The sequence below is a fragment of the Pseudomonas sp. ICBG1301 genome (assembly GCF_016918385.1).
Classification (GTDB): Bacteria; Pseudomonadota; Gammaproteobacteria; order Pseudomonadales; family Pseudomonadaceae; genus Aquipseudomonas; species Aquipseudomonas palleroniana.
This window is the reverse complement of record NZ_JAEKGB010000004.1, coordinates 314,110-338,995: the sequence shown is the minus strand read 5'-3', so window position 1 is coordinate 338,995 and position 24,886 is coordinate 314,110. Positions and strand designations below refer to the sequence as shown.

Here is a 24,886-nt window from a genome sequence, read left to right as displayed (position 1 = left end):
TATTACAATACACCCACCGAAACTCATCAGTATTTGACCGATGTCCAACAGACCGAAAGCCTACAGTTATGTCCGTTTTTCAACGCCAGAGCAGGCAAAAGGGGACAGTCGTCGACGCCAATACAAAGCGGCTATCGAATACGCAGACAAACATAATTTGGAGCTAGTAAAAGACAGTAACTACGCATTCTTGGATGCGGGTGTAAGCGCATACAGAGGAAGTAACGTGAATCGGGTTTCAAGCAGTCTTGGCCGATTTTACGACTACGTGAAAGAAGGCGTGATTGCTCCTGGCTCTTACTTGCTGGTTGAGTCACTTGACCGCCTAAGCCGAGAACAGGTCACAGAGGCATTACCGCGTTTTCTGGACCTTTTGAATAGCGGGATTATTGTCGTTACGTTCGGCGATGGCACTGTCTACAAAAAGTCTGCCGAAACGATGCAGTTGGTCATGTCTATATTCCATATGTCCCGCGCTCATTCCGAATCCTCGATAAAAGGGCAAAGGGTTTCGGACGCATGGCGGCAGAAACAAGCTATGGCGCGCGCAGAGGGTGTCCCCCTTGGTGCTGCGTGCCCGCAATGGTTAGCGTTTGATGGCGAGGCCTACAAGGTAATTCCTGACCGTGCCAGCGTTGTCAAAAGGGTGTTCGACCTGACGATTCAAGGATATGGACAACGAGCGATTGTAAAGTTATTCAATAGTGAAGGTGTGCCAGTATTTGGCTCTGAAAATAGGAACAAGTCTGGGCTATGGGGGAATAGCTCAATTGGCAAGATACTGGTAAACAGATCGGTACTTGGAGAGTATCAGCCAAATATTTGGACAGACGGTCAGCGCCGCACTTCTGGCGAGCCCATTAAAGGTTTCTACCCGCCAGTGATCGATGAAGAACTGTACTATGCTGCCTTGGATAGCCGCAAATCGAGAAATGTGTCAAAGGCAGCGAAGACGTCCTCCAACTTTAATGTCTGGACAAAAATTGCAGTTTGCGCATATTGCAAATCACCAATGCATCTAGTTAATAAAGGAAAGCCACCGAAAGGACGAAAATATATTCGCTGCTCAAAGTCTGAGAAGGGTGCTTGCATTAACCGATCAGTTCGACTAGATGAAAGTGAGATCGTTTTTCAAGAAATGCTTGCCAAACTTAATATGGCATCACTGATCAAAGACAACGCACAAGTGTTGCGTAAGCGTATTAGTGAACTCGATGGCCGGATTGAATCAGCAAGACTTAAGCTCGTCGATGTTTCTGCACTGTTGCAATCCTACCCCTCGAGAACACTGGCAGAAACAGCCGCTAGCGTAGAGGGAGATATCTCAAAAATGGTATTTGAGCTTGACAAATGCAAAGCCGACCTTTCATCTGAGTATATAACCGACAAGTTTGATTTTTTCAAGAAGCTTGATTTAATTTCATATGAAGGACGATATTTAGCGAACCAGCAGGTCCAGCGGCTTGGAATAGCAGTCCGGATTAAACACGATGACATCCGGACTCAATACACTGTGATGGTGGGAGAGTTTCCTAAGTTTATCTATATGGCAGATCACGGACAAGACCCGCTATTTGTACCTTTTTCTATTGAAATACTGCGTGCCGGCATCCGTCAAAATGACATGCAAGCGACAAAGTTTATAACCAAGCCAGATAGAATGCTGAAAGAAGCGTTATCAGATGAATCGATGGCAATGTACAAGAGTAATGTGCAGGGTGATATTGACGTGCATCAGTTTCGGTTCAGTGCGGCAGATAATGAAGCCGCTAATCAAAAGTTATTGAAGATTTTTGAAAAACAATTTTGGGGTGGAGACAAAGGGGATACCTAGAGGGTGTCGAATGCCTGAACTGATCTTCGCTGCATGGAACCGTAGATGGCACCTAAATCTAACCCATCCGGGCCTGCGGGGGGGGGGAGACTAGGCCTCACGCTTGATTCGGTAAACCGTTGCAACGCCAACCCCTGCAAGTTTGGCAATATCTTCTGCTGACATTGTTGGGTGCTTAGCCATTAGCATTTTTACTTTTGCCCACTTTTCAACGTTCTTGCTTTTTCCCTTTGGTGTCCAGTCTGGGTCTACTAGACGTTTGTTTTGCAATCCTTGTTTGATTCGCTCAACACGTTTTTCCTGGTCAAGACGAGCCATCGTCGCCATGAGGTCCAACAGCATGCTGTTGATAACGTCCATTATCTGACCAGTCATCCCCATGTCTTCAATCAACATATGACTTGTAGGCAAATCCGCTATCACAACGCGTAAACCCTTTGCTTTGATCTTGGCTTTCAAAGTTTCCCAGTCTGACTGGGACAGACGGCTTAGACGATCAACGCTTTCACATACAATGCATTCACCGGGTTGTGCTGCGTCCAGCAACCGCATTAATTCTGGACGGTCTAGCTTTGTTCCACTGATGTTTTCAGAATACACGCCTGCAATGACAAGGCCTTTTTCATTTACGAATGCATCCAAGCTAGCTTTCGCCCGCAAGGCATCTTGGTCTTTGGTGCTGGCACGCAGGTACAGATGTGCTTTCAATTTTTTATCCTTTATAGATTGATTTGATAGGCCTATGATAAATCGATCATATAGCTATCAGCAATAGATTTTTGATAGGCGCAAACGAAGTTCCGTCGGACTACTAAAAAAGTAGACTCCTTTGATAGCAGTTACTGTCTCAACTTGAGAATCCCGGCAGTGATTGCCGAAGCATTTTCGTCGAGGGCATTCAGCGCCCCGATGGCGTTGCTATGTGTTTCGAGCGCACCAGTTGACTTTGCCCACACTGCAACCTCTTCCAGTGCTGCTGATAACGCATACTGGTTGTACAACAGCAAGGTCAGTACGTCAGCGGTTACGATGTTGGCTTCTGCATTACCTGGCATTTGGGTCATCCTTTGATGGGTGATACTGGAAGTCAGGAACATCAGTTGGTACTGCTATCAGTTTGCAAGCGTCTTTCACTGTTGATACGTTCCACTCTGGTTCACGTCTTTTTGATCGACTGCTTCCGGAGAAAGAAATGGACTTCACTGTGATTGACGTTGAGACAGCTAACCCCAACCTTGCAAGCATTTGTCAGGTTGGAATCGCCGTATTCCGAGACGGGAAACTTCACGATACGTGGAGCTCCCTAGTCAACCCTAACGACTACTTTCACCCTATGAACGTATCCGTACATGGAATTGACGAAGCGGCGATCGCGTCGGCTCCCTCTTGGGCTGATGTTTATAGCCAGATTTTGCCATTCGTGACGGGTCAAATCGTGGCCAGTCATATGCCGTTTGATCGTACTGCAACACTGCGTGCTTGTCAGAATGCTGGTTTAGCGCATTTCGATTGTTCTTGGCTTGATACAGCAAAGGTCGCCCGCAGAGCGTGGGCGGAGTTTTCACGGTCGGGATATGGACTCAAAAATCTTGCCTCCACCTTCGACATCAATTTTGAACACCATGATGCCTTGGAAGATGCAAAGGCGGCAGGGGAAATACTACTTCGCGCAATCGCTCACACGGGTTCTACGGCTGCTGAATGGTGCTCACTCGTCAACATCCCGCTATCAACGCGAAACCATCTAGATACGCTTACGGTCAATCCGGATGGAATCTTGGCTGGTAACGTAGTGGTGTTCACCGGAGCACTATCCATCCCACGCCAAGATGCGTCCGCCTTGGCAGCAGCGGGCGGATGCGAGATTGGTTCTGGCGTGACCAAACAAACCACATTATTGGTAGTTGGGGATCAGGATATCACTCGGCTAGCCGGCAAAAACAAGAGCTCAAAGCACATCAAAGCCGAGCAGTTAATTTCAAAAGGTCAAAAGATCCGCATTTTAGGTGAGAGCGACTTTCAGGCGTTACTAATACCAACCTAATCGCTACAGCGCTTGGATGCCGCTTTTTAAATCTTTGATCAACTCAACGACGTCACATCCAAGCACAGCGCACAGGTCGCATATCTGAATTATGTCCAGTCGACGGACCCCACGCTCCACATCGCTCATGAAGGATTGCGGACGCCCCAAAGCGGTTGAACATTGCACCTGCGTGAGTCCGGCAGCAATTCTTCGATTTTTCAGCAGCGCCAAGAAGACGCTGTATTCAGTTCTGTAAATTGCTTTAGGCATGTGGCTGGCCGATGGTGAGCAGCCCAACAACGTATATCTGGTTTCCGGATATCTGATTTTCAGATATTTTGTTCACGGGAGCGCCAACACTGGGTTGAGCGCCTCGATCAAGGAATCGATATGAAGCTTTACATCGCAATGTTCATCGCAACATCAAGCATGCCGGTGGCCAGCATGGTCGGAATCCTTGCCATGGAGCTTGGCTATGTCTGGAATTTCCGACAGGCGCTTGGCATTGGTGTCCTAGTGGGCTCTGTGATGCTACTAGTGGCGTTAATCTTGTTCCTAGCCGGGATTCCCTCGACTTTGAAACGTCTGCGCGCCCAAACCTATTCCCGTCCGTAACAGGAGCGCAGATGAAATATTCGCTGATGGTCGCGTTGCTGTCGGTCTCATCCGTGGCTCAAGCTGACTACGATAATGGGGCGTCGAGCTACTTCAATACACGGTTGTTAAATGTCGTCGAAACCACGGGTTGGAATTTTTCAAAGGCCATAGGCCCTACCCAAATCTTCAACGACTGGCGGGCGAATCAACCGCGTGCAGAAATCAAATATTCTCAACCTCTGCTCTACCACGGTCGTATTGATAAGATCGTCGCGGACAACGGTAATGCCAGTTTCATCTTGGATTTAGGAAAGAAAACGGCTGTGACAGTCATCCTGGCGCCCATTCAAGCCGCATCTTGGTCAGTTGTTGGTAATCAATTGAAGGCCGGCGAGTTGAAGCCTAATCGGGAGTTCGCTGCCAATATCGATGCGGGTCGTGAAATGTACTTTCAGTGCATGCGACTTGAATTCGGTATTGGCGTATACCTCGTTAACTGCATCGCGCTTCCGCCGAACATTGCATTAGGCAAGGCTCGACCTGAAGTGATCTACGATCTGGAAACCGCGAGTATTGGTGACTTGATTAAGGCCAGGGCCTCCGAGGGCTGGGTTCGCCCTCCAAGTGCGCGACGCAATATGGCTGCCACAGTTCAAATCGGTATGACTGCCGACGGAACCATCACATCGACGGACATAACAAAGTCGAGCGGAGATACCCCTTATGATCATTCAGTGGTGGCAGCCATTAGGAATATTGGCCGGTTGAATGAAATTCAAGGCATGAATCCAAGTGACATCAAAGCATATCGTTCATTCGACATGACATTTACACCAGATGATTTAGCTTTATGAAAAATGCAGTGAAATGGAGCTAACATTGAGCGCAACACCTACAAAGCCGCATAGGTGGTTTTGGGGGGATTTAATCCATTAGAGCAGAAGTATCATTACCACCAAGTTAAAACCGTCCCTGCGCGCTCACAGGCAGCCTGAATAGCCAAAAGTTAATCAAGCTGCCATTAACTCTTCCAGCACAGTTGGTGGCATCTGTTTTGGTGCCAGTTTCGAAAACCCAAATCGACGATGCGTTTCGCCAGTACCGAAATGTTTATCCCTGATTTTGGCAAGGTAACTGAGATGGTAGAAACAATCTGCAAACTTTCGCTTATCGTCTCGGCTCAGGAAGTGTGGATTCTTAACGAAGTGTACTGTGCCGCCTGTGAGCTCGATCCAGCGGTCTTCGAACATTTTCCACATGCCGGTATGACCGTCACCCGAAATCTTCCCCAGCAGGCGCTGTAGAGTCTGAAAGCCGAAGAATAAATGATAGTGAGACTTTGCTAATTCGCCAACTTCTTTAACCCAACCATGAATGAACCTTTTGTGTTGCCCCCAACCGAACGAACCAAGATCAGCCTTGCACATTTTAATGAATCGACTGAGCAATTGATTTTCTAACTTATTGTTGGTTTTATGATTCCAAGGAAAATGCAAATCAATTCGGACAATTGTGATACGAGAATGGTGTTCTTGAAGATTCATCAATTGATCATGGATGCGTTTCAAAATAACGGGATACACCCCATATCCTTTATCTTTGCTGGCATTAACCTTCAAACCATTATATGTATCGCGGAAGCTTTCTTTCATTTTCATCTTTTCGTTTTCCTAGCCCTTGCCTTAATTACAGTTGAAAATATATTACACACATAATATATAATATATTATTGGAACATATAATAGATATTACAAAATTGCACGCAGCAAAATGCCTTCCAGGGCTTGTTGCTGGCTGAGTGCAGATGGATTTTCAGTCCGACAAAAGAGGTTGTACCTTGTCGCTGTGAATACAGAGTAACGCGGAAAAGTCAGATGTTAAACATTGAGACCAAATAAATTTTCATTATCTACTGAATTTTGCTGCTCGCAAAATCGCTTGCAGGTGCAGTCGCAACTGGACGATTCAGTCACATCACTCATTGCTGAATCTGTATGAGAAAGCGAGAGGGCAAGTGGCGGATAGCACGCCACTACGAAATGGGAGCACTATGAGAGGTCAGATAGATGCGTCAGCAACCTGCGGGGCGGGATTAGGGCTGGGGCTGGGGCTGGAAAGGTTGCTCCGGGCAGCGAGCGCCTTGGATCGAAACTTTGAATCAAGATAGGACGCTTCATTGAGCACGCCCGCCAATTTTTCCAGTAGCTTAGCTTCACTAAAACCAAAGCTATCCATTTTGCCATTGATTGCATCTTCGAGCCGACGAACAGTGACCAGTCGCGCATGAGGTACGGTAATATTTCCGTTGATGATCACCGTTCCAGTAACATGTTTCGCCTGGTGCGCCCTGAAGATCCTTGTTTTCTTCCTGTTAATGCTATGCCCATTACGTCTAACGATGGAGACAACCTCTCGCTCAAGCGACGGCGGAATTGCATCCCCTGAAAATGTCAGATCGTCGACGTAACATGTGAAGACTAAACCGTACCTTTTTGCAAGACAATCAAGGCTGTCAAACATGGTGCGGGAGCTATGCAAGGCTAGCAATGGGCTTAGCGGGCTGCCTGTAGGGATACAGTTCCTATGCGTTGAAAGCCTAGTCAGAATTCCCGATACGTCTCGAACACATTGCAACTGCTTCAAATAGAAGTCGTATACATGGTGCGCCTTCACCGAACCGTAATAGTTGCTTAAATCAAAGGTCGCAACTTCCTTTGACTTCTGATGCGCTTGTGCGTTGGAACGATATGAACGCTTCTTTACACCAGCATGAGCATATTCTGGGTACTCAATACGTTGCAGAAGCTTTAGGATACGTTCGTGAACTGAACGCAAGCCTTTATTGGGCGTTTGGACCAGTCTGGCTTTTTTCCGTTTGTGCGAAAACGGATTGAGCTCTTCCAATAAAGTGAACTCACGATAATTCTCATCACTTTCTAGAAGGACATCAATCTCAAGCTCGCTGCGGTTAAGCGCACTCGACAGCTTCTTAGGAGAAGTGATTTTGTACAATGCAGACTGATTGATTGTGTATAGCTTAAAAGACCTTCGCTTTTTTGCCGAACTTTGTTGAGGCCTCATTTCGGTTTTGATTCCATTCAAGTATTGAGACAATCCTTTTGGCCACATGCAATCTTAACTTGTCAGATGGCTTTGGGCTGTCCAAGTTTTCCGAAAAAAACAGGATGGATGATAGTGGTATATCAAAGCATTCACTGTATCGAGTGAGAATGTCGATTGATGGCTGCTTCTTACCGGACTCGATTTCTGAAAGATACGAGCTAGATATCCCTAAACGACCAGACATTTCAGATTGTGATACATCATAAAAGGTTCTGATGATTTTCAGGGCTTTATTGAGCATGACTGAGCACCTGTGATGTGTGTGTGACTACAGCGGGGGTAGGTTATTCGAGATCGATTCCAAAGAAAGCAAGTACTTTAGGCCCATATTTATCAACCAAAGCGAACAGATTCACGAGGAACCGAACAGCTTTTAAACAAGCCACAAATACCGTTACAACGCTCCACTTTTTCTTCTTTTCTGGGCTAACCAGACATTGCTCTGCGGTGTTACTACTTTCACTTTTTTGCATTTTTACAGCTCCTGTATTAGTTATGACACGTACGGCTGTACATGTCTCTCGCGCATAACTAAACAAGAAAAGTGAATCGGGTTGAGCAATGCTTTTCCCCCCTCTGGGACACCGGCTTCGTCGCTCTCGACGAAGCCGTCTATGTCTCGTAGCGTAGAGTCATGGCGTACACCGGACCCAACTACTGAAAACAAAGGGGTAGAGTTTTTCAACTCCACAGTACGTTCACCCAAGGGCTTCGTACCTACAGCAGCGAGATTAAGTCACCGACCGCAGACGTAATATCTACGATGCATCTTCCCCTGTCAAACATTTTTTCGCAAATAGCGAATTTTTTTCGCTGACATGAAGTCATTTGCGGCGCACACCCTGTGTTTGGATGTGTCAGGTTATAATTGGGTGTTATGTACCACAACCTGTTGCTCAGCGGGCCGCCCGGCACCGGCAAGACCTTGCTCGCCAGCCGGCTGCCCGGGTTATTGCCACCGTTGAGTGAGCAGGAAGCGTTGGAAGTCGCGGCGATTCAGTCGGTGGTCAGCGAGGCGCCGCTGAGCCATTGGCCGCACCGACCCTTTCGCCAGCCGCACCACTCGGCTTCCGGGCCGGCGCTGGTAGGCGGCGGTTCAAAACCACAGCCGGGCGAAATTACCCTGGCCCATCACGGCGTGTTGTTTCTCGATGAGTTGCCAGAGTTTGATCGCAAGGTACTGGAGGTGCTGCGCGAACCGCTGGAGTCAGGGCATATCGTCATCTCCCGCGCCCGTGATCGCGTCAGTTTCCCGGCCCGCTTCCAGTTGGTGGCCGCCATGAACCCCTGCCCTTGCGGCTACATGGGCGAACCCAGTGGGCGCTGCCGTTGCACACCGGAGCAGGTCCAGCGCTACCGCAACAAACTCTCGGGGCCATTGCTGGATCGCATCGACCTGCACCTGACCGTCGCCCGGGAAACAACCGCACTTAATCCGACGCCGCAGCCTGGCGATAACACGCAGAAGGCTTCAGCACGCGTGGCCGAGGCTCGCGAGCGCCAGCAAACGCGTCAGGGCTGCGCCAATGCGTTTCTCGATCTACCGGGGTTACGCCAGCATTGCGCGCTATCCAAACCGGATGAGGCCTGGCTGGAGAGTGCGTGCGAGCGGCTCACCCTATCCCTTCGAGCAGCCCACCGGCTGCTGAAAGTTGCGCGCACTCTCGCAGATCTGGAGTGCTCGACCAAAATAGGTCGAGACCACATTGCCGAAGCGCTGCAGTACCGGCCTGCGGCGTCCAGCCCGGCCGATCAACGATGAACCGTTCGAAGCCAGCGCCGCCACTCAGGCCAAGACGATCAACGAAACCGATCTACTTCATGGCGCAAGCCCGCCGCCAGGGTTTCCAACTCCTTGGCGGTAATCGCCAGGTTCGACACCACTTCACGCTGCTCGCTGTTGGCCAACGCAATGCTCTGCAGATTGCTGCTGAGCACATTTGCGGTGCTGCTCTGCTCCTGGGTCGCCGTGGTGATCGCCGCGAACTGCTGCCCGGCCGAGCGGCTTTGTTCGTCGATACGTGCCAGGGCCGAGGCCACGTCGGCGTTACGCGACAAGCCTTCCTGCATCAGCACATTGCCGTGTTCCATGGTGCTGATGGCGTTGCCGGTTTCCTGTTGGATGCTCTGGATCATCCCGGAAATTTCGTCAGTGGCTTGGCGGGTACGCGACGCCAAGTTGCGCACTTCGTCAGCAACCACGGCAAAGCCACGCCCCTGCTCACCGGCACGGGCGGCCTCGATCGCGGCGTTGAGCGCCAGCAGGTTGGTCTGTTCGGCGATCGAGGTGATCACCCCCACAATCCCGCCGATTTCCTGGGAACGCTGGCCCAAGGTGTTGATCACCGTGGCCGTGCTGTTCAGCGCGGCGGCGATGTGTTCCAGGGACGACGACGCCTCTTGCATCGAGGTACGGCCAATGCGGGTTTGCTGGGCGTTTTCCTGGGCCAGGCGTTCGGTATTGCCCATGTTGTCGGCAATGTTCAACGACGTGGCGCTGAATTCTTCCACCGCACCGGCCATGCTGGTGATCTCGCCGGACTGTTGCTCCATGCCTTCATACGCGCCGCCGGACAGACCGGACAATGCCTGCGCCCGGCTATTGACCTCTTCGGCTGCCTTGCGGATGTGCGACACCATGGTCGACAGCGCTTCGCCCATCTGGTTGAAGGCGCGCGCCAACTGGCCGATTTCATCATGGCTGGACACGTTCAAGCGTGCGTTCAAATCGCCGGCACCCAGGGCTTCGGCCTGGCGCACCAGGTCACTCAGGGGCTGCAGTTTGCGGCGCAGCAACCACACCACTGCGCCCACCGCCAGCAACATCGCCAACACGCTGCCGATCACCAGGCGGATCCCCACCGCCCAGGTCACCGAGCGAATCTCGGACTTCGGCATGCTCGCCACAACCGACCACGGGCCGCCCTCAAAGGGCACCGCGACGCTATAGAAGTCTTCGTTCTTGTCACTCCAGAATTGCCCTTCGCCCGGCGCTTTCGCCAGTTCGAGCATCACGGGGATGGCCTGGTCCGGTGCCTGCACGCCAGCGGGTGGTACCAGCCAGTGTTTCTGTTCATCGAGCAAGGCCAGGGAACCGGTCTGGCCGATACGGAAACGCTTGAGATTGTCGAACTGGGCCTTCTGCTCATCGGTGTAGTCAAAACCGATGAACAACACGGCGATCACTTTGCCGCCAGCGTCACGCACCGGGGTGTACTGGGTCATATAGGCCCGGTCGAACAACACCGCACGGCCTACATAACCCTGCCCAGCCAGCAGGCGCTGGTACGCCGGGTGCTGGTGATCGAGCACGGTGCCGATGGCGCGGTTGCCGTCCTGCTTGGTCAGGGAAGTGCTGACGCGGACAAAGTCTTCACCGCTGCGTACGAATACCGTCGCCACACCGCCGGACATTTGCTTGAAAGCGTCCACTTCCCCGAAGTTGTTGTTCAACACCACGTCGCCCAGGTACAGGCTCGGCGTTTGCACACCGGCCACGGTAACCGGCTGGTCCGGCCGCACGCTCAACCCGGCGCCGAAGCGCTTTTCAAACAGCCCGCTCAAACGCTGGGTACTTTCGCGCAAGGTGCCGTGGAAGGTGTTGAGTTGATCGGCGAGCAGGCGTGCCTCGCTGGCCAGGTGTTCCTCGCGGGTGTCGAGGTTGGCGGAGTCGAGGGAACGCAGGGCGAAAACCGTACTGCCGCTGATGGCGACAGCCAGAATCACGGCCAAGGCGAGACCCAATTGGGAGGCGATCCGAGCGCGAGGTTGAGACATGACAGCTCCTGGCCGAGGCCAGGATCATCCTGATCTCATAGCGTTGCTCGGCAAATTATCTAGTGGGTAGCAATGGTGCACGATAGTTCCAACACCCCTTCTTCGGCGGGTGCGGGCAATACTTGAGTGCTGCGCAGAGGTATCGCGCAAACGATTGCAACCCACGCTCAATCCAGGCGCTCAACCTGTGGCAATTCCATCGCACGGACTTCCCCTTGAAGAAACTCCGCCAACCGCCGCAAGCGCTCACCACCGGGGCGGGTTTTCGGCCATACCAGGTAATAGTTTTCCCCACTGGCCACCGCTGTCGGCCAGGGCAGGCTCAAGCGCCCCTGAGCCACATCCTCGGCCACCATCAACAGATCGCCCATGGAGACCCCGTAACCTCTCGCGGCAGCGATCATGCCCAGCTCGAGGGTGTCGAACACCTGCCCGCCCTTGAGCGACACCTGGGATGACAGCCCCATGCGCTCCAACCAGTTGCGCCAATCGCGGCGGTCGGGCGTGGGATGCAACAGTTCGGCGCCGGCCAGGCGCGCGACGTCCCAAGGCCCATCCTCCAGCAGGTTCGGCGCCCCCACTGGAACCAGCAACTCGGGGAACAGGTAAACGGCCTCCAGATCCGCCGGAAAATGCCCGTAGCTGAGCAGCACCGCGCAGTCGAAGGGCTCCTGATTGAAGTCCACCTCATCCACGCTCATCCACGCGCTGGTCAGTTGCACCTCATTGCCCGGCTGCAGCGCCCGGAAGCGACTGAGCCGCGCCAGCAGCCAGCGCATGGTCAACGTGGGCGGCGCCTTCATGCGCACAATGTCATCTTCGGCGTTCAAGGTCTCGCAGGCCCGCTCCAGGGCAGCGAAACCTTCGCGCACGCCGGGCAACAACAGGCGCGCGGCTTCAGTGAGCTGCAAGGTCCGACCGCTGCGCTGGAACAGGCGGCAGGCAAAATGCTCCTCCAGCGTGCGAATGTGCCGGCTCACCGCACTCTGGGTAATCGACAGCTCCTGCGCCGCACGGGTGAAGGAGTTATGCCGGGAAGCGGCTTCAAAGGCGCGCAAGGCATATAGCGCAGGCATACGACGAGACATTGAGAAGCTCCTACGGGGCAGTCTCCAAACCCTACCAGAATTCCTCAGGCATGAGTTTTAATCATGCTGATGATCGCATTTATCGTTTTGTGCATTGAACCCAGAGCGTCGAGAATCAACCCTTCCCCAACCCTCTGACTTTTCGAGCGTGATGATCATGCAACATCCGGCGCGTAGCGAACTCTGGGCCATTCTGCGGCTGTCGGGGCCGTTGATTGCCTCACAGTTGGCCCACATGCTGATGGTGCTGACCGACACCCTGATGATGGCCCGCCTGAGTCCCGAAGCCCTGGCCGGTGGTGGCCTGGGTGCAGCAAGTTACTCATTCGTGGCCATTTTCTGCATTGGCGTGATTGCCGCCGTGGGCACCCTGGTTGCCATTCGTCACGGCGCGGGCGATATCGAAGGCGCCACCCGCCTGACCCAGGCCGGGCTGTGGCTCGCCTGGCTGATGGCCCTGGCGGCGGCTCTGCTGCTGTGGAACCTCAAGCCAGTGCTATTGATGTTCGGCCAAACCGAATCCAACGTGCACGCGGCGGGGCAATTCCTGACGATCCTGCCGTTCGCCCTGCCCGGCTACCTGAGCTTCATGGCGCTGCGCGGCTTTACCAGCGCCATCGGCAAGGCGACGCCGGTCATGGTGATCAGCCTGTGCGGCACCGTGCTCAACTACCTGCTCAACTATGCGTTGATCGAAGGTATGTTCGGCCTGCCGAAACTGGGCTTGATGGGCATCGGCCTGGTGACGGCCATCGTAGCCACCAGCATGGCCCTGGCACTGATGTGGTACATCCGCAGCAACCGGGCCTACGCGGCCTACCCGCTGGGTTCGGGCCTGCTACGCCTCAACACCCGATACCTGCGCGAGCTGTGGCGCCTGGGCCTGCCGATTGGTGGCACCTATGCGGTGGAAGTCGGGCTGTTCGCCTTCGCGGCGCTGTGCATGGGCACCATGGGCAGCACGCAGCTGGCGGCGCACCAGATCGCGCTGCAAATTGTTTCGGTAGCGTTCATGGTGCCGGCGGGCATGTCATACGCGGTAACCATGCGCATCGGCCAGCATTACGGTGCCGGGCAGCTGCTGCAGGCGCGCTTGGCCGGGCGAGTCGGCATCGGTTTTGGCGCGATGATCATGCTAGGGTTTGCGGCGGTACTCTGGTTGTTTTCCGACCCGCTGATCGGGCTTTTCCTGGACCATGACGACCCCGCCTTCCACGATGTCATCGTCCTGGCAGTCAGCCTGCTGGCCGTGGCCGCCTGGTTTGAGCTGTTCGACGGCGTGCAGACCATCGCCATGGGCTGCATCCGCGGACTGAAGGACGCCAAGACCACTTTTCTGGTGGGCTTGGGTTGCTATTGGCTGATCGGCGCACCCTCGGCGTGGTTGATGGCCTTTACCCTGGGCTGGGGACCGACCGGGGTGTGGTGGGGCCTGGCGCTGGGGTTGGCGTGCGCGGCCATCGCCCTGACCTGGGCGTTTGAAGCGAAGATGAAGCGGATGATTCGCCAGGAGCCTGAAATTCGCACTGAATTTCAGGCCATGCTGCCGGACTAGGGCCTGCAAGCCACTAGCCCAACAGCGCCTCCTGGCTCTTGCCGAACGTCAGGTACTCCACCAGCTCCGGCAAGGGCAGCGGCTTGCTGATCAGGTAACCCTGGGCCTGGTCGCAGCCAAACAGACGCAACAACGCCAGCTGCTCAGGGGTTTCCACGCCTTCGGCCACCACTTCGAGGTTGAGGTTGTGGGCCAGGTTGATCATCGCGTGGACTAATTTGCGGTTCTCTTCGCGCTCTTCCATGCCCCCCACGAAACTCTTGTCGATCTTCAACAAGGCAATCGGCAAGCTGTTGAGGTGCACGAACGATGAGAAACCGGTGCCGAAGTCATCCAGGGAGAACCGCACACCGAGGCGCCCCAAGGCATCCATGGTCTGCTTGACCAGATCGCTGCGACGCATCACGGCGGTCTCGGTCAACTCGAACTCCAGCCACTTGGCCTCCACACCACGCTCGGCGATCAACCGACTGAGAGTGGAGAGCAACTGGCTGTCCTGGAACTGGCGAAACGACAGGTTGACGGCCATGTGCAGCCGCGGCAGATCGCGCTCGCGCAGGTCTTGCATGTCGCGCAAGGCTCGAGAGATCACCCAATAACCCAGCGGCACGATCAAACCGCTCTGTTCGGCCAGGGGTACGAACTCACTGGGCGGCAACAGGCCCCGTTCACCATGGCGCCAGCGCACCAGGGCTTCCAGGCCAACGATATGCCCGTCGTCCAGGTCCAGGCGCGGCTGGTAATGCAATTCCAGCTCGTCACGGCGCAACGCGCGGCGCAGCTCGCTTTCCAGGTCGGCCAGGCTGCGGGCGTTACGGTTGATGCGTTCGTTGAAGATATGAAAGGTACAGCCCTGGGTGCTCTTGGCCTGCTGCATGGCGATATGGGCGTGCCACATCAACGGGTCGGCACCGGCGCGTGCGCGCGCATGCGCCACACCGAGGCTGCAACCGATCAACAAGCTTTCGCCGTCGACCCAGTACGGCTCAGCCATCACTTCGGTGATGCGCTCGGCCATCCATTCGGCACGCTGGGGCGCACGCCGGGTATCGATCAGCAGGGCGAACTCATCACTGCCCAGGCGCGCCAACTGGTCCCCGGCTTCAAGCTGGCTCTTGAGCCGTGAGACCACTTGCAGGATCAACCGGTCGCCGGCCTGGTGGCCCAGGGCATCGTTGGCATGACGGAAGTTATCGAGGTCCAGATGGCCGAGCGCCAGGCCTCGCCCTTCGTTTTCCGCCAGTCGCGCGGCCAGCAGGGTCTGGAAACCCTGGCGGTTGGCAATACCGGTGAGCGGATCCTGTTCGGCCAGGCGCTGCAAGGTGTTCTCCAACACACCGCGCTCACGGACATGGCGCAGGCAGCGGCGCAACGTATCGGCATCCAATACACTGCGCACCAGCCAGTCGCTGACACCCAGCGGCGAAACCAGTGGTTCCTGCTCCAACAGCAAGACGCACGGCAGGCTGCAACGGCCAGGGCCGGGTTGCAGGCTGGGCGTGGTCAATAGCACGGCACTGTGGTCGTCATCGAACAGACGACTCACCGAGTCCCAGTTGGGCGCACTGATCAGCACAGCCCCATCGCCCATCGGCACCAGGCACTCGCGCAACAACGCTGCCCACTCAGGCGGATCGGCCAGAAGCAGCAAACGCAAGGGTTCGACAGGCGTAGACAAGCTAGCTCCCTAGACTCTGCAAGATTTCAATGGCGGCGGGCAGTATGACGTGCGGCCTGAGAATCACCCATGATAAGGCTTATCAGAGGCACAGGCTGCACACATCCGCTGCAAAAAGCTCCCACATCCTGCGACAAAGTATCAAAACCGGCAAATTTAGATCGAGTGGTACGTCACACCGTCGTTCTGTGAGAGCAGAATCCTGCCAGCCTGTTAAAATGCCCGCCCTTTTGAACAACGACCCCCTGAATTCCGTATGTCCCGACTCAATCCCCGGCAGCAAGAAGCCGTGAACTACGTCGGCGGCCCTCTATTGGTGCTCGCCGGCGCCGGCTCCGGCAAGACCAGCGTGATCACCCGCAAGATTGCGCACCTGATCCAGAACTGCGGCATCCGCGCCCAGTACATCGTCGCCATGACCTTTACCAACAAGGCGGCGCGCGAAATGAAAGAGCGTGTCGGCACGCTGCTCAAGAGCGGCGAAGGCCGTGGCCTGACTGTGTGCACCTTCCACAACCTGGGCCTGAACATCATCCGCAAGGAGCATGTGCGGCTGGGCTACAAGCCAGGTTTCTCGATATTCGACGAAACCGATGTGAAGTCGCTGATGACCGACATCATGCAGAAGGAGTACGCAGGCGACGACGGCGTGGATGAGATCAAGAACATGATCGGCGCCTGGAAAAACGACCTGATCCTGCCGGCCCAGGCCCTGGAAAATGCGCGCAACCCCAAGGAACAGACCGCCGCCATCGTCTACACCCACTATCAACGCACGCTCAAGGCGTTCAACGCGGTGGACTTCGACGACCTGATCCTGCTGCCGGTGAAGTTGTTCGAGGAACACGCCGATATCCTCGAAAAATGGCAGAACAAAGTGCGCTACCTGCTGGTGGACGAATACCAGGACACCAACGCCAGCCAATACCTGCTGGTGAAAATGCTGATCGGCAAGCGCAACCAGTTCACCGTGGTAGGCGACGACGACCAGTCGATCTACGCCTGGCGTGGCGCCCGCCCGGAAAACCTGATGCTGCTCAAAGAGGACTACCCGTCCCTGAAAGTGGTGATGCTGGAGCAGAACTACCGCTCCACCAGCCGTATCCTGCGCTGCGCCAACGTGCTGATCTCCAACAACCCCCACGAGTTCGAAAAGCAACTGTGGAGTGAGATGGGGCATGGCGATGAGATCCGCGTGATCCGCTGCCGTAACGAAGACGCCGAAGCCGAGCGCGTGGCCGTGGAAATCCTCAGCCTGCACCTGCGCACCGACCGGCCCTACAGCGATTTCGCGATTCTGTACCGAGGCAACTACCAGGCCAAACTGATCGAACTGAAATTGCAGCACCACCAGGTGCCGTATCGCCTGTCGGGCGGCAACAGCTTCTTCGGACGCCAGGAAGTAAAGGACCTGATGGCCTACTTCCGGTTGATCGTGAACCCGGACGACGACAACGCCTTCCTGCGCGTGATCAACGTGCCACGTCGGGAAATCGGTTCCACCACCCTGGAAAAGCTCGGCAACTATGCCACCGAACGCAAGATCTCGATGTACGCGGCCACCGATGAAATCGGCCTGGGCGAGCATCTGGATACCCGCTTCACCGACCGTCTGTCGCGCTTCAAGCGCTTCATGGACAAGGTGCGCGAGCAGTGCGCCGGCGAAGATCCGATCAGCGCGCTGCGCAGCATGGTCATGGACATCGACTATGAGAACTGGCTACGCACCAACAGCTCCAGCGACAAGGCCGCGGATTACCGCATGGGCAACGTCTGGTTCCTGATCGAAGCGCTGAAGAACACCCTGGAAAAAGACGAAGACGGCGAGATGACCGTCGAGGACGCCATCGGCAAGCTGGTGCTGCGCGACATGCTCGAACGCCAGCAGGAAGAGGAAGACGGCGCCGAAGGTGTGCAAATGATGACCTTGCATGCCTCCAAGGGCCTGGAGTTCCCCTACGTGTTCATCATGGGCATGGAGGAGGAAATTCTCCCGCACCGCTCCAGTATCGAAGCCGACACCATTGAAGAAGAACGGCGACTGGCCTACGTGGGTATTACCCGCGCGCGCCAGACCCTGGCCTTCACCTTTGCTGCCAAGCGCAAGCAATATGGCGAAATCATCGATTGTGCCCCCAGCCGGTTCCTCGACGAACTCCCGCCGGATGATCTGGCCTGGGAAGGCAATGACGACACCCCCACCGAGGTGAAGGCCGTTCGCGGCAACACCGCCTTGGCAGATATACGCGCGATGTTAAAGCGCTAGAATCGACTACTTTTTAATCTACTTTCGACGCACGCTGCGTCAACAGAGGAAGCTTTCCGTGGAAGCACTGCACAAGAAAATTCGCGAAGAAGGCATCGTGCTTTCCGATCAGGTACTCAAGGTCGACGCCTTTCTGAACCACCAGATCGACCCGGCACTGATGAAGCTGATCGGCGACGAATTCGCCGCGCTGTTCAAGGATTCGGGCATCACCAAGATCGTCACCATCGAAGCTTCGGGCATCGCACCAGCGATCATGACCGGTCTGAATCTCGGCGTGCCGGTAATCTTCGCCCGCAAACAACAGTCCCTGACCCTGACTGAAAACCTGCTGTCGGCCACGGTGTACTCCTTCACCAAGAAAACCGAAAGCACCGTGGCCATTTCCCCGCGCCACCTGACCAGCAGCGACCGCGTGTTGGTCATCGACGATTTCCTGGCCAACGGCAAGGCATCGCAGGCGCTGATTTCGATCATCAAGCAAGCCGGCGCAACCGTCGCGGGCCTGGGCATCGTGATCGAGAAATCCTTCCAGGGTGGCCGTGCGGAGCTGGACGCGCAGGGTTATCGGGTTGAGTCGCTGGCGCGGGTTAAATCGCTGGCCGGTGGTGTTGTCACCTTCATCGAGTGATTTGCTGCACAGCAAATACCCGGTGAATACAGATCAAAATGTGGGAGGGGGCTTGCTCCCGATGGCAGTGGGTCAGCTAACACATTCGTTGACTGGCGCACCGCTATCGGGGGCAAGCCCCCTCCCACATTTTATTCAGGTTAGCTGTCAGTGCCCGGTGGCCTGCAAGCCGGCCAGTAGCAGGCGCTGATACAGGTCCTCTTTCAACCCCTCGGGCTTATCCAACCGCATCCGCTTGAGGTGCTCAGGAAACGCCCCCGGCTCCGGCGCATCCAGCGCAGCCTTGCCCAACTCCAGAATCTCCGTCAGCTTGAATTTGCTCTTGAGCCAGTTCAATGCGCGCAACAGATCTTTTTCTTCATCAGTGAAATCAGTGCCCAGGGGATACTCGGGAAACAACCGCCGATGCCGAGCCTGAAGCGCCTGTAGCCGCTGCGGCGTATTGTCGGTAAAACGCGGCTCCAGCTGGAAATCCTCGGGCAGCTTGCCGGCCTTCTGTGCCTGTTTGATCAAGTCGTCCTGGAAACGGGAGTCGGTAATGTTGAGCAGCGCCTCGATCACCTTGGCGTCAGTCTGCCCACGCAGGTCGGCAATGCCGTATTCGGTGATGACGATGTCCCGCAGGTGCCGTGGGATAGTGCAGTGGCCATACTCCCAGACGAGAGTGGAGCTGACCTCCCCTGCCGACTCGCGCCAACTGCGCAGAATCAGGATCGAACGCGCGCCTTCCAGCGCATGGCCTTGGGCGACAAAGTTGTACTGCCCTCCCACGCCGCTGAGCACGCGACCGTCTTCCAACTGGTCGGCCACGCCCGCACCAAGCAACGTCACCATGATCGCGCTGTTGATAAAGCGGGCATCCTGGCGCTGCAAACGCTTGAGTTCTTCCTGGCCATACAACTCGTTGATGTAGCTGATGCGAGTCATGTTGAATTCCAGGCGCTTGGCGTGGGTCATTTCCTGCAAGCGCTGGTAAAAACTGCGTGGCCCGAGGAAGAAACCGCCATGGATCGATACGCCGTCGGGCTGCGCTGCGTCATCCAGAGTGCCGGCGTTGGCTTGCGCCTGGGTCGCCACATCGGGGTAGACCTTACGCCGCACAATGCCGGCATCGGCCAGCACCAGCAGGCCATTGACGAACATTTCACTGCAGCCATAGAGGCCCCGCGCAAAAGGCGCGACGCCGCCTTCACGGCTGATCAGCGGTGCCCACTGGTACACATCCAGGTCCGTCAACAGTAGCCGGTAGGCTTCGTTATCCGCCTGGCGCGCCAGCAGAGCGGCGGTCAGCGCATCGCCCATGGAGCCGATACCAATCTGCAAGGTGCCACCATCGCGCACCAAGGTGCTGGCATGCAGGCCGATAAAGTGATCCTGGAAACCCACCGGCATATTCGGCGTGGAGAACAGCGTGGTGCTGTCCTTTTCGTCGAGCAGGTAGTCGAACGCGTCCATTCCCAGCTCGGCATCGCCAGGCATGTAAGGCAAATCGCTGTGGACCTGGCCGACGATCAGGATGGTCTCACCCGCTTCGCGGCGCTTGGCGATCAGCGGCAACAGGTCCAGGGTGATATCCGGGTTGCAGCTCAGGCTCAGGCGGTCAGGATGTTCGGCGCTGCTGGCCACCAACTGCGCCACCAGGTTCAGGCCGGCTAAGTTGATGTCGCGAGCGGCATGGCTGTAGTTGCTGCTGACGTAGTCCTGCTGGGCCGACGCACTGTGGAGCAGGCTGCCAGGCTGCATGAAGAACTGTTGTACGCGGATATTGCTGGGCAAGCTGTCCTGGTGCAGGTCGGCGAGAAAATCCAGTTCCGGGTAATCGCCGAATACCCGTTCGATAAAGGGTTCGAGAAAGCGCTTCTGCAAACCATCACCCAGGGTGGGACGGCCCAGGCTCAGTGCGGTGTAGATCGTCAGCGACCGCTCCGGCAGCTTGGCGATACGCCGATACAGCGCGTTGGCGAACAGGTTGGGTTTGCCCAGCCCCAGCGGCATGCCCATGTGGATATGCGCCGGCAAGCGCGCCAGCACGTCGTCAACTGCTTGCTCGATTGAACACAACTGCACCATCCGACACTCCTGAACATTCCGTGATTAGGGGTTGGACCGAGCTTGCCGGGTCTTTGCTGCAATGAACAGCTGCGAATCATAAACAACGGGCACAAAAAAGCCGCTGGTCAGCGGCTTTTTGGCGAAGTTCGGCGGATTACAGGCCAGACATCTTCTTGATTGCGCCTTCAAGGTCTTCAAGGCTGCAATCAGCACAGGTGCCCATCGGCGGCATTGCGTTCAAGCCATGCTTGGCGACCTGCGCCAAACCTTTGGTACCTTTTTCGGGAGCCTCGATCTTGAGTTCTGCCAGTACGGCATCGACATGGCCAAGCCGTTCTTTCCAGGCGGCCGTATCACCAATTTTCGGCGCGTTCAGCAGTCCGGTGCCATGGCACGCGTTGCAATGCTTGGCAATCACATCATCCGGCGTTTTAGCCGCGCCACCGCCGGCCGCCGCCACGGCAACCTCCATTCCCTTGCATTCCTGGCCCTGAACACAGACTTGGCCGACAGGCTCCAAGCGTTTGGCAATCTCATCATTGGTCGCAGCTTGAGCGCTGACAGCCCATAGGGCCAATACGGTTGCTGGTGCAGCCAGCATTTTCATAATTAGGTTCACGCGTTCACCCTCAATGGTGGCTATTCACGCCTGCGGCCACGGTTTCGCAGGCGGCGAAAGTATAACGGTTAGCCCGTTGGGCCGAAACAACCCTATTAAATAAAGGGAGATTCGACCTCACGGAATACAGCGACGGATGCCTCTGCAACGCTGGCAGGGCGCCTCTTCTTTAAAAGTTCGCGGGTGTGGCTGCGCTGATTAGTCGCGCCGGCACGTCGAACGGATTGCGAAAACGGTGCGGCTTGGTGCTTTCAAAGTAGTAGCTATCGCCGGCTTCGAGCACAAAAGTTTCAAGACCGACCACCAACTCCAGCCGCCCCTCCACCAGAATCCCGGTTTCCTCGCCTTCGTGAGTGAGCATCTCTTCGCCGGTGTCGGCACCCGGCGGGTAGATTTCGTTGAGAAACGCAATCGCCCGGCTGGGGTGTGCACGGCCCACCAGCTTCATGGTGACGGCCCCGTCCGAGATGTCGATCAGCTCATTGGCTTTATAGACGATCTGCGTCGGTATTTCCTGGAGGATCTCCTCGGAGAAAAACTCGACCATGGACATGGGGATGCCGCCCAGCACCTTGCGCAAGGAGCTGATCGAGGGGCTGACGCTGTTTTTTTCGATCATCGAAATGGTGCTGTTGGTGACGCCCGCGCGCTTGGCGAGCTCACGCTGGGAAAGACCTTTGAGCTTACGGATGGATTGCAGTCGTTCGCCGACGTCCAATGCAGGAGCCTCCTAGGATTCAGGCGTTGTTGTAATTGAGCGTTATCATGGCGACAGCGTTCAGTATTTACAACACTTGGACCTAAATCCCGGGCAGCTGTGTTCGTACCTGGCGCTCAAGCGCCGCAATAGAGCCTTGGCACGCGGCGCAGGTTGCAGAAGATCTGGTAGGGAATCGTCTCCGCAGCGGTGGCGACGTCACTGGCCAGGATATTTTTACCCCATAGCTCCACCGTCGAACCGAGACCGGCCTGGGGTACGTCCGTCAGGTCGATACACAGCATGTCCATGGAAACACGGCCCAGCAATTGGCTGCGCTGGTCAGCCACCAGCACGGGTGTGCCGGTAGGCGCGTGACGTGGATAACCGTCCGCATAGCCCATGGCAACCACACCGATGCGCATCGGCTTGGGCGTGACGAATTTTGCGCCGTAGCCCACCGGCTCGCCGGCCGGCAACTCACGCACACAGATGACTTTGGACTCCAGGGTCATCACCGGCTGCAAACGCGCAGCAATGGCCTGGTCTTCACCAAACGGCGTGGCGCCATACAGCATGATGCCCGGGCGTACCCAGTCGCTGCCCACCCCCGGCCAACCCATCACCGACGGCGAATTGCGCAGGCTCACCTCGGCCGACAAGCCTTGGCGCGCCGCTTCAAACACCGCAACCTGCTCATTACTGCTCACGCAATCCAGCTCATCCGCGCGGGCGAAGTGGCTCATCAACACGATCTTGGCGACTTTGCCGCTGGCCAGCAGGCGATGGTAAGCCTCGTGATAGTCCTTGGGGTGCAGGCCCACGCGGTGCATGCCCGAATCCAGCTTGAGCCAGACCGTCAGCGGTTTGCTCAAGCGGGCCTGCTCGATGGCCTCCAGTTGCCATAACGAATGCACCACGCACCAGAAATCATGCTCGATGATCAGCGGCAGCTCGCTGGCTTCGAAAAAACCTTCCAGCAGCAGTACCGGCGCACGAATACCGGCGGCGCGCAGTTCCAGCGCCTCTTCGATACACGCCACGGCAAACCCGTCCGCCTCGGTTTCCAGCGCCTGTGCCACACGCACGGCACCATGGCCGTAGGCATCGGCCTTGATCACGGCGAGGGCCTTGGCCCCCGTGACTTCACGGGCCAGTTGGTAATTGTGGCGCAGGGCTTGGAGATCGATCAGGGCACGGGCAGGACGCATGGCGGCAGGCTTCTAGGCGGCAAAGTGAAGAAAAACCGGCACCGACCCATAACGTCGGCACCGGGAAGAATCCGGGTTTAAGGCAGAGCGGCCACGACGGACAGCTCTACCAGAATTTGCGGCTCGCACAGTTTGGCTTCAACCGTGGCACGCGCCGGAGCGACGCCTTTGGGCAGCCATTTGTCCCATACCGCGTTCATACCGGCGAAATCGGCGTCGATGTCTTTCAAGTAGATCGTCACCGACAGCAGTCTGGTTTTGTCGGTGCCGGCCAGGTCGAGCAAGCGCTCGATATTGGCCAGGGTTTCACGGGTCTGCTGTTCAATCCCGGCACTCATGTCGTCGCCGACTTGACCGGCCAGATACACGGTACCGCTGTGAACGACGATCTGGCTCATGCGCTCATTGGTGAGCTGGCGCTGGATTGACATGTTTTGCGGACTCCTGGTGGTTGCCATAACGGGAAATATCGAGGCCTTCGGCGCTGATCTGCGGGGTTTTCTTGGCCATCAGGTCGGCCAACAAACGACCGGAGCCGCAGGCCATGGTCCAGCCGAGCGTGCCATGGCCGGTGTTCAGGAACAGGTTCTTGAACGGGGTTGCACCGACAATCGGTGTACCGTCGGGGGTGGTCGGGCGCAGGCCGGTCCAGAACGTGGCTTCGGCCAAATTGCCGCCCTGAGGATAAAGGTCGTTGACGATCATCTCCAGGGTTTCCCGCCGACGCGGGTTGAGCGACAGGTCAAAACCGGCTATTTCAGCCATGCCGCCCACCCGGATGCGGTTGTCGAAACGGGTGATGGCGACCTTGTAGGTCTCGTCGAGAATGGTCGATGTCGGCGCCATCGCCGGGTTGGTGATCGGTACGGTCAACGAGTAACCCTTGAGCGGGTATACCGGCGCCTTGATCCCCAGGGGCTTGAGCAATTTCGGCGAGTAGCTGCCCAGGGCCAGCACGTAGCGGTCGGCAACTTCCAGCTTGCCGTCGACCCACACGCCATTGATGCGGTCGCCGGCATAATCCAGGCGCTGGATGTCTTGTTCGAAACGGAACTCGACGCCCAGTTGCTTGCACATTTCGACCAAACGCGTGGTGAACATCTGGCAATCACCGGTCTGGTCGTTGGGCAGGCGCAGGGCACCGGCTAAAATATCCGTGACACTGGCCAACGCCGGCTCCACGCGGGCAATTCCAGCGCGATCAAGCAGCTCGAACGGCACGCCAGACTCTTCCAGCACGGCGATGTCCTTGGCGGCGCCATCGAGCTGGGCCTGGGTGCGGAACAGTTGGGTTGTGCCCAGGCTGCGGCCCTCGTAGGCAATGCCGGTCTCGGCGCGCAACTCATCGAGGCAGTCGCGGCTGTACTCGGACAGGCGGACCATGCGCTCCTTGTTCACCGCATAACGGCTGGCGGTGCAGTTGCGCAGCATCTGCGCCATCCACAGGTATTGATCGATATCGGCGGTGGCTTTGATCGCCAGCGGTGCATGACGCTGCAACAGCCACTTGATGGCCTTGAGCGGCACGCCCGGCGCGGCCCAGGGCGAGGCATAACCAGGGGAAACCTGGCCTGCGTTGGCGAAACTGGTTTCCATGGCAGCGGCAGGCTGACGGTCGACCACCACGACTTCAAAGCCGGCCCGAACCAAATAGTAGGCACTGGTCACGCCAATGACGCCGCTACCCAAGACCAGAACGCGCATTTTTATATCCTCATCGCGGCTTGGCCGC

The 24,886-nt window shown here is 56.3% G+C and carries 21 protein-coding genes and 4 pseudogenes; 8 read left to right on the top strand and 17 right to left on the bottom strand.

From position 1 onward, the window contains the following. The first annotated feature begins 40 nt into the window (after positions 1-40). Positions 41-1,834: a recombinase family protein gene (locus tag JBE38_RS11590; RefSeq protein WP_205344338.1), complete on the top strand. Its 1,794-nt coding sequence runs from the start codon at positions 41-43 to the stop codon at positions 1,832-1,834. Positions 1,835-1,924: 90 nt separating this feature from the next. Here JBE38_RS11590 and JBE38_RS11585 read toward each other — a convergent pair whose 3' ends face one another. Beyond that, complete coding sequence (locus JBE38_RS11585; protein ID WP_126870596.1) at positions 1,925-2,542, bottom strand: recombinase family protein; 618 nt, start codon at positions 2,540-2,542, stop codon at positions 1,925-1,927. A gap of 131 nt (positions 2,543-2,673) precedes the next feature. After that, the gene (locus tag JBE38_RS11580; protein ID WP_126870595.1) at positions 2,674-2,889 is read right to left on the bottom strand and encodes a hypothetical protein; all 216 of its coding nucleotides are present in this window, start codon (positions 2,887-2,889) and stop codon (positions 2,674-2,676) included. Between the two features lie 137 nt (positions 2,890-3,026). On the opposite strand from JBE38_RS11580, the gene JBE38_RS11575 reads away from it, so the two are divergent. Continuing rightward, positions 3,027-3,878 carry an exonuclease domain-containing protein gene (locus JBE38_RS11575; RefSeq protein WP_205344337.1) on the top strand — a complete coding sequence of 284 codons (852 nt, stop codon included), beginning with the start codon at positions 3,027-3,029 and terminating at the stop codon, positions 3,876-3,878. A 3-nt stretch (positions 3,879-3,881) separates the two neighbouring features. Here JBE38_RS11575 and JBE38_RS11570 read toward each other — a convergent pair whose 3' ends face one another. After that, a complete protein-coding gene (locus JBE38_RS11570) occupies positions 3,882-4,130 on the bottom strand; it encodes a helix-turn-helix domain-containing protein (protein ID WP_205344336.1) in 249 nt (82 codons plus the stop codon). A gap of 120 nt (positions 4,131-4,250) precedes the next feature. On the opposite strand from JBE38_RS11570, the gene JBE38_RS11565 reads away from it, so the two are divergent. Then, positions 4,251-4,475 carry a hypothetical protein gene (locus JBE38_RS11565; RefSeq protein ID WP_205344335.1) on the top strand — a complete coding sequence of 75 codons (225 nt, stop codon included), beginning with the start codon at positions 4,251-4,253 and terminating at the stop codon, positions 4,473-4,475. A 551-nt stretch (positions 4,476-5,026) separates the two neighbouring features. Further along, positions 5,027-5,311 (top strand): annotated as a pseudogene (locus JBE38_RS27660) (energy transducer TonB); the annotation flags it as partial. A 156-nt stretch (positions 5,312-5,467) separates the two neighbouring features. Here JBE38_RS27660 and JBE38_RS11555 read toward each other — a convergent pair. From JBE38_RS11555 to JBE38_RS11540, 4 genes are all read right to left on the bottom strand, one after another. After that, entirely contained in the window at positions 5,468-6,115 is a 648-nt protein-coding gene (locus tag JBE38_RS11555) for a YagK/YfjJ domain-containing protein (protein WP_205344333.1), read from the bottom strand. Between the two features lie 400 nt (positions 6,116-6,515). Beyond that, a complete protein-coding gene (locus tag JBE38_RS11550; protein ID WP_205344332.1) occupies positions 6,516-7,559 on the bottom strand; it encodes a reverse transcriptase family protein in 1,044 nt (347 codons plus the stop codon). Further along, positions 7,495-7,821 carry a helix-turn-helix domain-containing protein gene (locus tag JBE38_RS11545; RefSeq protein WP_205344331.1) on the bottom strand — a complete coding sequence of 109 codons (327 nt, stop codon included), beginning with the start codon at positions 7,819-7,821 and terminating at the stop codon, positions 7,495-7,497. Before JBE38_RS11545 ends, JBE38_RS11550 begins: the two co-directional genes overlap by 65 nt. A gap of 43 nt (positions 7,822-7,864) precedes the next feature. Continuing rightward, positions 7,865-8,053: a hypothetical protein gene (locus JBE38_RS11540; protein WP_205344330.1), complete on the bottom strand. Its 189-nt coding sequence runs from the start codon at positions 8,051-8,053 to the stop codon at positions 7,865-7,867. Between the two features lie 410 nt (positions 8,054-8,463). Here JBE38_RS11540 and JBE38_RS11535 point away from each other — a divergent pair. Next, positions 8,464-9,342, top strand: a pseudogene (locus JBE38_RS11535) (YifB family Mg chelatase-like AAA ATPase); the annotation flags it as partial. Positions 9,343-9,380: 38 nt separating this feature from the next. Here the strand turns inward: JBE38_RS11535 and JBE38_RS11530 are convergent. Then, complete coding sequence (locus tag JBE38_RS11530; protein WP_205344329.1) at positions 9,381-11,357, bottom strand: methyl-accepting chemotaxis protein; 1,977 nt, start codon at positions 11,355-11,357, stop codon at positions 9,381-9,383. Between the two features lie 167 nt (positions 11,358-11,524). After that, positions 11,525-12,445, bottom strand: a complete 921-nt coding sequence (locus JBE38_RS11525; RefSeq protein ID WP_060753646.1) for a LysR substrate-binding domain-containing protein — start codon at positions 12,443-12,445, stop codon at positions 11,525-11,527. 151 nt (positions 12,446-12,596) lie between these two features. Between JBE38_RS11525 and JBE38_RS11520 the strand changes: the two genes are divergently transcribed. Beyond that, positions 12,597-14,000: a NorM family multidrug efflux MATE transporter gene (locus tag JBE38_RS11520; protein ID WP_205344328.1), complete on the top strand. Its 1,404-nt coding sequence runs from the start codon at positions 12,597-12,599 to the stop codon at positions 13,998-14,000. Between the two features lie 13 nt (positions 14,001-14,013). Here the strand turns inward: JBE38_RS11520 and JBE38_RS11515 are convergent, their stop codons facing one another. After that, positions 14,014-15,678: a putative bifunctional diguanylate cyclase/phosphodiesterase gene (locus JBE38_RS11515; protein ID WP_060753648.1), complete on the bottom strand. Its 1,665-nt coding sequence runs from the start codon at positions 15,676-15,678 to the stop codon at positions 14,014-14,016. A gap of 256 nt (positions 15,679-15,934) precedes the next feature. On the opposite strand from JBE38_RS11515, the gene rep reads away from it, so the two are divergent. After that, on the top strand, positions 15,935-17,944 hold the full coding sequence (gene rep / locus JBE38_RS11510) for a DNA helicase Rep (protein ID WP_060753649.1): 2,010 nt from the start codon (positions 15,935-15,937) through the stop codon (positions 17,942-17,944). Between the two features lie 58 nt (positions 17,945-18,002). Further along, the gene (locus JBE38_RS11505) at positions 18,003-18,575 is read left to right on the top strand and encodes a xanthine phosphoribosyltransferase (RefSeq protein ID WP_003195447.1); all 573 of its coding nucleotides are present in this window, start codon (positions 18,003-18,005) and stop codon (positions 18,573-18,575) included. A 147-nt stretch (positions 18,576-18,722) separates the two neighbouring features. Here the strand turns inward: JBE38_RS11505 and JBE38_RS11500 are convergent, their stop codons facing one another. The 7 genes and pseudogenes from JBE38_RS11500 to dadA form a co-directional block, all read right to left on the bottom strand. Further along, positions 18,723-20,645 (bottom strand): acetyl-CoA hydrolase/transferase family protein, encoded by a 1,923-nt coding sequence (locus tag JBE38_RS11500; protein ID WP_205344327.1) that lies wholly within the window; start codon positions 20,643-20,645, stop codon positions 18,723-18,725. 136 nt (positions 20,646-20,781) lie between these two features. Next, a pseudogene (locus JBE38_RS28010) lies at positions 20,782-20,874 on the bottom strand (c-type cytochrome); the annotation flags it as partial. After that, positions 20,863-21,099: pseudogene (locus JBE38_RS28005) on the bottom strand (hypothetical protein); the annotation flags it as partial. The pseudogenes JBE38_RS28010 and JBE38_RS28005, both read right to left, overlap by 12 nt. A 316-nt stretch (positions 21,100-21,415) precedes the next feature. Next, the gene (locus tag JBE38_RS11490; RefSeq protein ID WP_003176893.1) at positions 21,416-21,964 is read right to left on the bottom strand and encodes a cupin domain-containing protein; all 549 of its coding nucleotides are present in this window, start codon (positions 21,962-21,964) and stop codon (positions 21,416-21,418) included. 116 nt (positions 21,965-22,080) lie between these two features. Next, entirely contained in the window at positions 22,081-23,154 is a 1,074-nt protein-coding gene (gene alr / locus JBE38_RS11485) for an alanine racemase (RefSeq protein WP_205344326.1), read from the bottom strand. 77 nt (positions 23,155-23,231) lie between these two features. Next, positions 23,232-23,585 carry a RidA family protein gene (locus JBE38_RS11480; protein ID WP_060753653.1) on the bottom strand — a complete coding sequence of 118 codons (354 nt, stop codon included), beginning with the start codon at positions 23,583-23,585 and terminating at the stop codon, positions 23,232-23,234. Then, positions 23,557-24,858: a D-amino acid dehydrogenase gene (dadA, locus tag JBE38_RS11475; protein WP_205344325.1), complete on the bottom strand. Its 1,302-nt coding sequence runs from the start codon at positions 24,856-24,858 to the stop codon at positions 23,557-23,559. The genes JBE38_RS11480 and dadA overlap by 29 nt, the downstream gene beginning before the upstream one ends. Positions 24,859-24,886: the final 28 nt, after the last annotated feature.